The following is a 9532-nucleotide window of genomic DNA, read 5'->3' as shown; positions in this document are numbered from 1 at the left end:
AAGCCGGTCATCCACGCCTGAAGGTCCTCAGCGGTCACCGCACTCGACATACGAACAGGCTAACCCATCACAATGTGCTGTTGTAGTACTAGGAGGATCCCGACCGCTGGCGTGGCCTGGACGGCGCACCCCGACGAGTCGTGGTCGCTGGCCAGCGCCCCCGGTGACGACCTGCCGCTCGTCCACCAAGGCGGTCCGCACCAGCTGTGGGAACTCGCCGAACAGGTACGCACGAGTGGCTCCTGACAACCCGCACCCCTGTACGGAGCGCGGGCTCGCATCAACGCCGACGGAACCCTTCACCTGACCCGGCAGGAAGGAATGAGCTGGCACGGCCACACCGACTGACCAAGCGATAGCCCCGCGGAGATCCACAGGTACTGTCCGAAGGCGAGAAGAAGCGTTCGTTCGCTGCCCGGGACGGCCGCTGCCCGGTCCACCGAGCATCGACGCGATGGAGGGGAGGTGCTGGGCCTCATTACCTTCGCAACCGGTGTCGGCCTTGGGGATCGGATCGGTCAGCGCGCTCCTGCTACGTTCGGCCCGGGACGGCCTCATCGTCTGCGCGGCCGCGGTCTCTGTGGGGTCCCTGCTGGCGAGCATGGCCGCCGGAACATCCTGCCGGTGACCGCGGTGACCGCCGGGGTGACCTGCAATCGGACTCCCCGCGACGCAAGCAATGCAGGATAATCGGATGCAAGCTGCCTTGGTCGACTGCCTGTATCAAAGAGCTTCGTTGCTCCGCGTCAGGGACACTTGCAGAAACGCTAACTACCCGACCTTGGGGGAAGCTCAAGATCGATGACACGACCCTTCGTAGGTCAACCGCGGCGTGATTCCAAGACTCGAAGGTCACGCAGAGCGTAGCGGTGGTGCTCGATCTCCTCCTCCATCATGACGGCCAGGGCTTCGCCCACGGAAGGCGGGGGCTCATCCCACGCGGATGGGAAAGTACCAGGGCAGCGGCTCTGGAGCTGGTCCTCGGTGAGGTGGCCGAGGACGCCGCGCACGAGTGCCGCTCGCTCCGACCGTACTGAGAGGACCTCTGTGTACGTCGGGTGGGCGTCGAGGTCGAGGCCGAGACCCAGCAGGGCTTCAGGCGGGTGGTCGCTGGGCGGGAGGGCGAGCCGATGATAGGAAGCCGGGATGTTGAGGATCAGCTGCGAGACCCATAGGTCGGTGGCGAAGACGAGATGGCGAAGGGTCTCCACCAGAGACCACTCGTCCTCCACCCTTTCATGGAGGAACGGTTCGGGCAGACGCTCGGCCCGGGTAAGGGTGCCCGACCAGAGCGTTTCGATCGTCTGCCATGCCTTGCGATGGTCGGCGACCGTCTTCATCTCTCGTACGAGGACTCGCTCGGGATGGCGGCGGTCGAGTTCGGCCGCCACGTATCCGGTCACATCGATGCCGTTGACGAGAAAGTTCTCGATTTCGCCGGAAACAGAGACGTCGACCAGAACCGAAGAGATGATCTTGACTTGGCGCATGTCACAGTCGCGGAACCTCGCCCCGGTGAGGTCGGCGCCGGTAAAGGAGGAGCCCCGCAGATCCCGCATATCGGGTGATGCCATCGGGCCATTGTCCCCGTGCCCGCCGGCCACGTCGAACACGCACCTGCTCACGCGTGCCATCTGTGTCCCGCGAAATGGGGATACACGGGATGACCGGGCAAGGCCACGCTGATCTGATGCGACTGAACCCGCGGACTCTCCAGCAGATCGACTCTCCCTTCGATGCGGCCTACTCGCTCCTGGAGCGACGATGCAGGAAACGTGAACTACTCGATCTGGCGCAGGGCGCTCCGCCGTATCCGGCTGCGCCGACGGTGGTCGAGCACGTGGCGTCGGTCGCCCGGGAGGTGAACGGCGGGGCCTACGTGGAGATCGCCGGGTTGCCACGGTTGCGGCAGACGTTCGCGGACGAGCTTTCCCAAGCCTACGGCGGAAGGATCGGCGAGGAGAACGTCGTGGTGACCGCCGGGTGCAACCAGGCGTTCTGCCTGGTCGCGTCCGCGCTGGCGGAAGCCGGAGATGAGATCGTCCTGGCGGTGCCTTTCTACCCCAACCATGACATGTGGCTGCGGATGGCCGGAATCCGCCCGGTGTACCTCGAGCCCAGTCCGGATCTGGTGCCGACAGTGGAACGTGCCGAAGCGCTGGTCACCCCGCGGACGAGGGCGATCGTGCTGATCACTCCGGGTAACCCGAGCGGGGTAACACTCGATCCGAAGGTGATCGCGGAGTTCGCGAAGTTCGCCACGCGCCGCGGAATCGCCCTGATCCTGGATGAGACTTACCGATCTTTCCGCGACACCGAGGAACCCGCGCACGAACTCTTCTTCGATCCCGGATGGGGCGAGACCGTGGTGAGCCTGCACAGCTTCTCCAAGGATCTCGCGCTGCCCGGTTACCGGGTGGGAGCCGTGGTCGCCTCGCCGTCGGTCAACCGGGAGGTGCTGAAGCTGCTCGACTGCGTGGCGATCTGCGCTCCGCGAATCGGACAGGAGGCCGCCTGGGCCGGGCTGACCGGGGCCCGGCGGTGGCGACGTGAGCGAGCCGGAGAACTCGCCGCCACCCGCCGCAGGTTCGCCGAGGTGATGGCCGGGCGTCCTGGAGGATTCAAACTCGTCTCCGTGGGCGGGTTCTTCGGCTGGATGCGGCATCCGTTCACCGGGCGGCCCACCGAAGAGGTGGTCCGCGACCTCGCGATCCGCCTCGACATGCTGGTCATCCCGGGGACGGCCTTCCTGCCCGACGACCAGGGCATGATCCGGGTGAGCGTCGGCAATCTGGGTGGTGAGGCGTTCGCGGATCTCGCCGATCGGCTCGCGGCGCTGCGGGAGCTCTAGGAGAAAACCGCGGATGCTCCAGGAGAAGCCGCCGGGCTCTAGGAGAAGTCGATCCGCATCACGACACGCCTGGGCGTGGGCTTGGCCACCTCGCGGAATCCGGCGTCGACGAAGACGCTGCGACTGCCCACGTGAAGCTCACCCCAGGGGATGTCCTGCCCTTCCGTCGTCAGCATCGGGTACCCCTCGAGCGCGCGGGCCCCGCCCTTACGGGCGAAGTCGACCGAGGCGCGGGCGAGGGCCCGGCTGACGCCCTGCCGACGAAAGCCGGCCCTGGTGACGAAGCAGGTCACGGCCCATACGCCGGGGTCGGAGGCGTCCTCGTCGCGCTTCAGCCAGGGAACCTTGGTGTCCAGCAGCCGCGGATACTCGGTGCGCGGCTCCACCGCGCACCAGCCGACCGGCTCGCCGTCGAGGAAGCCCACCAGGCCGCTGGTCGCGCCGGAGCCCGGTTGCCCGCAGTCGGCCTGCTGGCGCAGCCGGTGGGTGCGATCGGCGAGGGTGTGGCTTAGCCACTGGGCATGACGGATCTTGTAGCGCTGGCACTGGCACTTGGCGGCCTCACCACGCTTGCCGAAGACCGTCTGCAGGTCTTCCCAGCTCACTTCGTTGGCCGGTAGAACTACGATCATCGCCCGCGATCCTTCCCTCGGCCAGGGTCTCGAGGCTAGGTGTCCCGAGGCACTCTAGCGGACCGTCTCCGGCCCCTGGCGTCCCCTAAAGCTGGGAGCCGCTTTCAGCGGGATCGTCGGGGACGATGTGCACATGTTCTCGGCTAATCGGTTCAGCTGGTTGAGTTTCGACGTCTCCTCCACCATGCCCGTGGGTTGGCGCGAGGAGATCGAGAAGGTCGCCCGTGATGACCGGATCATCAAGCGCCTGGTTCCACCGCACTCCACCTCCCGGGAAGGTTCCGAGGTGAAGTCCCTGCAAATTATGACGGTCCGTGGTCCCATCATGTGGGATCGCCTGCCATGGTTGATCGACCTCTATCAAGGTTGTTTCCGTGAGCTGTACGAAGAGGCGACCGGCCAGAGGATCTACCCGACCGAGGATCGGCGCTACGCGGTCGTCATGAACGTCCAGGAAGGCACCGACCGCTACGAGTGCCATGTGGACACCAACCCGGTCGAGGCGCTGCTCTACGTCACCGATCACCCCCGGGGCACCGGCGGGGAACTCGTTGTGGCCAACGACGAGCGGGCCCAGTCGGTCGAGGAAGTCGACGAGGACTGTTCGACCCTCTACCCGATGGCCGGGCACCTGGTCTTCTTCGACGCGCGGCGCTTCCCGCACTACGTGCGCCGGCTGCGAGAGCCGGGCCTGCGCATGGCGATCGGCATGAACTACTACACCGACGACTGCCCGGAGGAGACGCGGCCGCAGGACCTCAACGAGTACCTGTACGGCCGGCCGTAGCCGTCATGCGAGACAAGCACGGCCGGCTGTGGCGGGTGGCACGGTGGGGCCTGGCTTTGATGCTGGTCCTTGCTCTGACGAGTGCGGCGCTGGCCGTGTGGACGGTGCGCCGCGCGTTCCCGGAGTACGAGGGCACGCTGACCCTGCCGGGCCTGTCCGCTCCGGTGAGCGTCCACCGCGACGGGTACGGCGTGCCGCAGATCCACGCGCGCACCGAGGCGGACCTGTTCAAGGCGCAGGGGTACGTCACCGCACAGGATCGCTTCTGGGAGATGGACTTCCGCCGTCACCTCGCCTCCGGCCGCATGTCGGAGATGTTCGGCGCCTCACAGGTGGGCACCGACGCGTTCTTGCGCACGCTGGGCTGGCGGCGAGTGGCCGAGCAGGAGTGGCAGCTCATCTCGCCGGAGGCCCGCGGTCACCTGCGGGCCTACGCCGACGGGGTCAACGCCTGGATCGCCGACAACGGAGGCACCGCGGCGACAGGCGGCAAGAGCCTGGAGTACACGGTCCTCGGCCTGCAAAACGGCGGGTACACCGTGGCTCCCTGGGACCCGATCGACTCCATCGCATGGCTGAAGGCGATGGCGTGGGACCTGCGCAGCAATCTGAGCGCCGAGATCGGACGCGCCTCCCTGCTTGCGCACGGGCTCACCCGCAAGGAGATCACCCAGCTGTTCCCGCCCTACCCGTACGACAGGAACCGCCCGATCCTCGACGACGGCGCGGTCAAGGTCACCACCGAGGCTGGGTCCGAGGTCGTCCCGTCGCGGCGCGTGTTACGGAAGGCGAGTCCCGCCCTGGCCGCGCTGAAGGCCCTGCCGGGCCTGCTGAGTTCGGGCGGCCCCGGGATAGGCTCGAACTCCTGGGTGGTAGGTGGCGCGCTGACCGCTTCGGGCAAGCCATTGCTGGCCAATGACCCGCACCTGGGCTCCTCCCAGCCGAACGTGTGGTACCAGGTCGGGTTGCGCTGCGAGTGCCGGTTGAACGTTCAGGGCTTCTCCCTATCCGGCCTGCCGGGCGTGATGATCGGGCACAATGACCGGGTCGCCTGGGGCCTGACCAACCTCGCACCCGACGTCACCGATCTCTACCTGGAAAAGCTCGACGGTGAGCGGTACTTCGACGGCACCGGCTGGCGTGACCTCACCACCCGCCAGGAGGTCATCAAGGTGGCCGGCGGCGGCGCCGTACCCCTCACGGTGCGCTCCACCAAGCACGGTCCGCTGCTGTCGGACCGGTCGGCGGAGCTGTTCGGGATCGCACGCCACCAGGCCGTGCCGACGCCCGCACCCAGCCTCGACGTTGAGGCTCCCGGCGTGCCGGCCGCGGCTGCCCGGGGGCCCTACGGTGTGGCGTTGCGCTGGACCGCGCTCTCCCCCGGACGCACCGTCGAGGCGGTCTTCGCGCTCAACCGGGCGGCGAACTGGCAGGAGTTCCGTGCCGCGGCGGCCCTGTTCGAGGTGCCTTCGCAGAATCTGGTCTATGCCGACGTGGACGGCAACATCGGCTATCAGGCCCCGGGGCGGGTGCCGGTCAGGGGCAAGGGCAACGGCCAGTGGCCTGCCCCCGGCTGGGATCCCGCCTACGACTGGACGGGCTATGTCCCGTTCGCGGAACTACCTCAGCGGTTCAACCCGCCCGGCGGTGTGATCGTCACCGCCAACCAGGCGGTGACCAGACCGAAGCGCGGCCCCTTCCTCACCGACGACTGGTCCTACGGTTACCGCAGCCAGCGCGTGCTCGACATGATCGCCGAGCGCGCAAGCCGCGGAAGGCTCGACCTGGGGGACATGCGGGAGATGCAGTTCGACAACCGCAACGGCTTCGCGCCGGAACTGGTGCCGTCACTGCTGGCCGCCGAGGGTGTCACGGGTGCCGCTGCCCGCGCCAGGGAGCTGATGCGGGGCTGGGACTTCCAGCAGCCTGCGGACTCGGCCGCCGCGGCCTTCTACAACGCCTCTCTAAGGCACCTGTTGCTGCGCACCTTCGACGAGGTGCCGGACGGTCAGAAGCCGGCCAGTGGCGACGGCTCGTGGGAGATCCTCCGGCCACTGCTGGGCGAGCCGTCCTCGCCGTGGTGGGACGACAAGACGACGCCCGGGGTCGAGTCGATGAACGACATGCTCGTGGCCGCCATGAACACGGCGACATCCGAGCTGAGCGGTCTGCTCGGGGACGAGCCGCTCGAGTGGCGATGGGGCGACCTCCATACCCTGACGCTGCGGAACGCGACCTTCGGCGAGTCGGGCATCGCGCCGATCGAGTGGCTCTTCAACCTGGGACCGGTGGCGACGGCGGGTGGCGCGGACCTCGTCAACGCCACGGGCTGGACGCCGGAGCGGGGCTATGAGGTCGACTTCGTGCCGTCCATGCGAATGATCGTGGACCTGGCGAACCTGGACGGCTCGGCCTGGATCCAGCTGTCCGGCAACTCCGGGCACGCCTTCCATCCCCATTACGGGGACCAGCTGGAACTATGGCGTACCGGTCGCACGGCGCCGATGCGCTGGTCGCGGGATCGGGTCAGGGCCGAGGCGGAGCACACCCTGACACTGGTTCCGTGAGGTGGTGAGTGCCGACCACCGGGCGGGCCGTGCTGAACTTCTTGAGCGGACGCGGTTTCGGCTCGGGTGGGTCACCGGACGCCTGGCTCCCACCGCGGCGGGGAAGGCTCCTCGATCACGCCGGGAGGACCAGGGTCGGTCCCGGATACCCGCCGCGACGGCTCCACTCCCGGGGATAGCCCACAGAGACCTCCATGAACGGCACCCCGTCGTGCCAGGTGGTCCGGGGGATGTGCAGATGACCGTAGACGACCGCCACCGCATGGAAACGGCGGTGCCAGTCCGCGGTACGTTCCGTGCCGCACCACTGCGCGAACTGCGGATGCCGCAGAGCCCTGGTCGGCTCCCGCACCAGAGGGTAGTGATTGACCAGGACGGTAGGGATCCGGGGATCCAGTTCCTCCAGGCGCCGCTCCGTCTCGGTGACCCGCGCCTCGCACCAGGACTCCAGGCTGGGGTGCGGGTCGGGGTGCAGCAGCACCTCGTCGGTGCAGACCACGCCGGAGTCGTAGGCGAGGGCCAGCGCCTCCTCCTTGGTCGACGTACCATCAGGGAGGAAGCTGTAGTCGTACAGGAGGAGCAAAGGGGCGACCGTAACCGGCCCGCCGCTTCCCTCCCAGACCGGGTAGGGGTCCTCGGGCGTCAGGACGCCCAGTTCCCCGCACGTCTTGACCAGCTCCCGGTAGCGCTCCTCGCCCCGGGCCGCCGACGGGTCACCCGAGGTCGTCCACAGCTCGTGATTGCCGGGAGCCCAGATCACCTTGGCGAACCTCTCGCCGAGCCGCTCCAAAGCCCAGCGGATGTCGCTCGTCCGCTCGGCGACGTCTCCGGCGACGATCAGCCAGTCGCCGGGGGAGTGGGGGACGATGCCGTCGAGCAGCCGCCGGTTCTCCGCCTGGCTCACGTGGAGGTCACTGATGGCCAGCAGGCTGCTCACGCCGGCGTCACCCGAGCAGCAGGCGGTTGATGCCGGACAGCCCGGCGCTCAGCTCGGCCGCGGTCCCACCGAAACCCAGCCGGGCGTGACCGGCGAAGGGGTCACCGAAGCATTTCCCAGGCACGAGAAGGACCCGCTCCTGTTCGGCGAGGCGGCGGCAGAGCCCGGTCACGTCGGGATGGCCGGGGAACTCGACGAACGTGCTCACCCCGCCGGCTGGCGGGTGGACCCGGACCAGATCAGGCAGCTCACCGGCCCAGTGCAGCAGGGTCTTCAAGTTGGCCCTGGCGTGCTCGCGCTGGAGCGAGACGATGCGGTCGGCGTTCCTGACCACCTTCTCCGCGAAGAACTCCAGCACCGGCGACACGTACAGGGCGATGTAGTCGCGCAGCACTGCCATCCTGCTCAGCACCTCGGGCGGCGCCAGACACCATCCCACGCGCAGACCGGCCAGACCGTAGCTCTTGGAGAAGGTACCGAACGCGATGCACCTGTCGTATGACCCGAAGGGCAACGGGAGGGGATCGGTAGAGTAGGTCAGCTCACCGAAGGCGTGGTCCCACACCAGCCAGGCGCCCGCCTTCTCGGCTATCTCGATCAGTTCCCGCTGCTGCTCCGGAGTTATGGAGACGCCGGTGGGGTTGTGCGGGAAGTTCACCACGATCATCCGAGGTCGACTCGCCGCCAGCCGCCTGAGCAGGTCCAGGTCCGCGGCGAAGCCGTTGTGCCGATCCAGCGGCCAGCGGGTGATCCTGCAGCCCAAACCCGCGGCGATGTCGTACAGCTGCTGGTAGGCGGGATCGACCACGATCACTTCGTCGCCGGGAGTGAGGACGGTGTGCATCACGATGTAGATCGCCTCGCTGGAACCGTGAGTGACCATCACGGGGTCCACCTCGCCCCCCGTCCAACGGTCGGCGAGCGTTTTTCTCAGGCGGCTCCCACCGAAACTTTCACTGTCATGGAATCTCATTGATTCGAGCTCGGAGAGCTCGAATTCACAGATTGCCGCCAGCTCGCCCATGGTCAGGTCTCGCACACCGCTGCTGCCAATGTCGTGGTCGACGTTGTGATAATAGCGGCGCATCCATTCTTCGAGTTCGGCGATGGCCAATCCCATGGTTTCATCCTCGTTTCATAGGGTTAGCTCGCCCGCGTGAGGAGGGCTGCCCGGGTGAGTTCGGCTTTGTTACCGACCCCGAGTTTCGTTCTGATCCGCTTGACGTAGGTGTCGACGGTGTGAGGGCTGATGCCCAGCCTGGTGGCGATCTGGCCGTGGGTCAGGCCGTGTGAGATCTGGTGGAGTACCTGCTCCTCCCGCCCGGACAGGGACGCGCCGAGCGTCCTGGACTGGTCGGGCGGGGACGGGCGGTCCTTTGAAAGCTCCCGGTTCCCGGTGGCGACGGCCCAGACCGCGGAGACTGTGTTCTCGGTCGACTCCCGCTTGCTGATGGCGCCGCACGCCCCGGCGCACATGTACGGGTCGAGGTCCATGTGATCGTCATGGAGCATGAGGATGCCGGCACGCCCCGACAGTTTCCTGATGCAGGACAGGTCACTGTCGGGCGGCAGGGCATTGATGTCGATCAATACCACGTCGGCTGGCCAGGTGAGTTGATCATCAGCGATTCTGAATGCGAGGGTCACGGTCATCCCGGCGCTTGTCAGCGTCTCCACGAGGCCGACCGAGAAAATCGGTGAATCGATGAGGGCGGCGACCCTGATCATCAAAGGCTCCTGTGCTTTGCTTGATAGTTC

The 9532-nt window shown here is 67.2% G+C and carries 9 protein-coding genes; 4 read left to right on the top strand and 5 right to left on the bottom strand.

The window, feature by feature from the left end; genetic code table 11:
* Nucleotides 1-111: 111 nt before the first annotated feature.
* A complete protein-coding gene (locus tag ACZ6RT_RS33520) occupies nt 112-246 on the top strand; it encodes a hypothetical protein (RefSeq protein WP_470157934.1) in 135 nt (44 codons plus the stop codon).
* A 575-nt stretch (nt 247-821) separates the two neighbouring features.
* On the opposite strand, the gene ACZ6RT_RS33515 is transcribed toward ACZ6RT_RS33520, so the two are convergent.
* A complete protein-coding gene (locus ACZ6RT_RS33515; RefSeq protein ID WP_470157933.1) occupies nt 822-1574 on the bottom strand; it encodes a DinB family protein in 753 nt (250 codons plus the stop codon).
* Nucleotides 1575-1690: 116 nt separating this feature from the next.
* Here ACZ6RT_RS33515 and ACZ6RT_RS33510 point away from each other — a divergent pair, with 116 nt between their 5' ends.
* Nucleotides 1691-2851 (top strand): aminotransferase, encoded by a 1161-nt coding sequence (locus ACZ6RT_RS33510; protein ID WP_470157931.1) that lies wholly within the window; start codon nt 1691-1693, stop codon nt 2849-2851.
* A 38-nt stretch (nt 2852-2889) separates the two neighbouring features.
* Here ACZ6RT_RS33510 and ACZ6RT_RS33505 read toward each other — a convergent pair whose 3' ends face one another.
* The gene (locus ACZ6RT_RS33505; RefSeq protein WP_470157929.1) at nt 2890-3483 is read right to left on the bottom strand and encodes a GNAT family N-acetyltransferase; all 594 of its coding nucleotides are present in this window, start codon (nt 3481-3483) and stop codon (nt 2890-2892) included.
* 133 nt (nt 3484-3616) lie between these two features.
* Here ACZ6RT_RS33505 and ACZ6RT_RS33500 point away from each other — a divergent pair, with 133 nt between their 5' ends.
* Nucleotides 3617-4270 carry a 2OG-Fe(II) oxygenase gene (locus ACZ6RT_RS33500; protein ID WP_470157927.1) on the top strand — a complete coding sequence of 218 codons (654 nt, stop codon included), beginning with the start codon at nt 3617-3619 and terminating at the stop codon, nt 4268-4270.
* Nucleotides 4271-4275: 5 nt separating this feature from the next.
* Complete coding sequence (locus tag ACZ6RT_RS33495) at nt 4276-6837, top strand: penicillin acylase family protein (RefSeq protein ID WP_470157925.1); 2562 nt, start codon at nt 4276-4278, stop codon at nt 6835-6837.
* 115 nt (nt 6838-6952) lie between these two features.
* Here the strand turns inward: ACZ6RT_RS33495 and ACZ6RT_RS33490 are convergent, their stop codons facing one another.
* The 3 genes from ACZ6RT_RS33490 to ACZ6RT_RS33480 are packed head-to-tail and all read right to left on the bottom strand — an operon-like array spanning nt 6953 to nt 9502.
* Nucleotides 6953-7774, bottom strand: coding sequence for a metallophosphoesterase family protein (locus ACZ6RT_RS33490; protein ID WP_470157923.1), 822 nt, complete (start codon nt 7772-7774; stop codon nt 6953-6955).
* 7 nt (nt 7775-7781) lie between these two features.
* A complete protein-coding gene (gene vioD / locus ACZ6RT_RS33485; RefSeq protein WP_470157936.1) occupies nt 7782-8861 on the bottom strand; it encodes a capreomycidine synthase in 1080 nt (359 codons plus the stop codon).
* A gap of 56 nt (nt 8862-8917) precedes the next feature.
* Nucleotides 8918-9502 (bottom strand): response regulator transcription factor, encoded by a 585-nt coding sequence (locus ACZ6RT_RS33480; RefSeq protein WP_470157921.1) that lies wholly within the window; start codon nt 9500-9502, stop codon nt 8918-8920.
* Between the last annotated feature and the right edge of the window lie 30 nt (nt 9503-9532).

It is taken from the genome of Streptosporangium sp. NPDC050148, from assembly GCF_055586505.1.
The sequence above is the reverse complement of the archived record's forward strand: the minus strand, read 5'-3'. Positions and strand labels throughout refer to the sequence as shown.

Excerpts from the sequence above, each read along its gene's own strand:
- ACZ6RT_RS33515 (WP_470157933.1), bottom strand. The coding sequence starts at position 1,574 with ATGGCATCACCCGATATGCGGGATCTGCGGGGCTCCTCCTTTACCGGC.
- ACZ6RT_RS33510 (WP_470157931.1), top strand. The coding sequence starts at position 1,691 with ATGCGACTGAACCCGCGGACTCTCCAGCAGATCGACTCTCCCTTCGAT.
- ACZ6RT_RS33505 (WP_470157929.1), bottom strand. The coding sequence starts at position 3,483 with ATGATCGTAGTTCTACCGGCCAACGAAGTGAGCTGGGAAGACCTGCAG.
- ACZ6RT_RS33500 (WP_470157927.1), top strand. The coding sequence starts at position 3,617 with ATGTTCTCGGCTAATCGGTTCAGCTGGTTGAGTTTCGACGTCTCCTCC.
- ACZ6RT_RS33495 (WP_470157925.1), top strand. The coding sequence starts at position 4,276 with ATGCGAGACAAGCACGGCCGGCTGTGGCGGGTGGCACGGTGGGGCCTG.
- vioD (WP_470157936.1), bottom strand. The coding sequence starts at position 8,861 with ATGCGCCGCTATTATCACAACGTCGACCACGACATTGGCAGCAGCGGT.
- ACZ6RT_RS33480 (WP_470157921.1), bottom strand. The coding sequence starts at position 9,502 with ATGATCAGGGTCGCCGCCCTCATCGATTCACCGATTTTCTCGGTCGGC.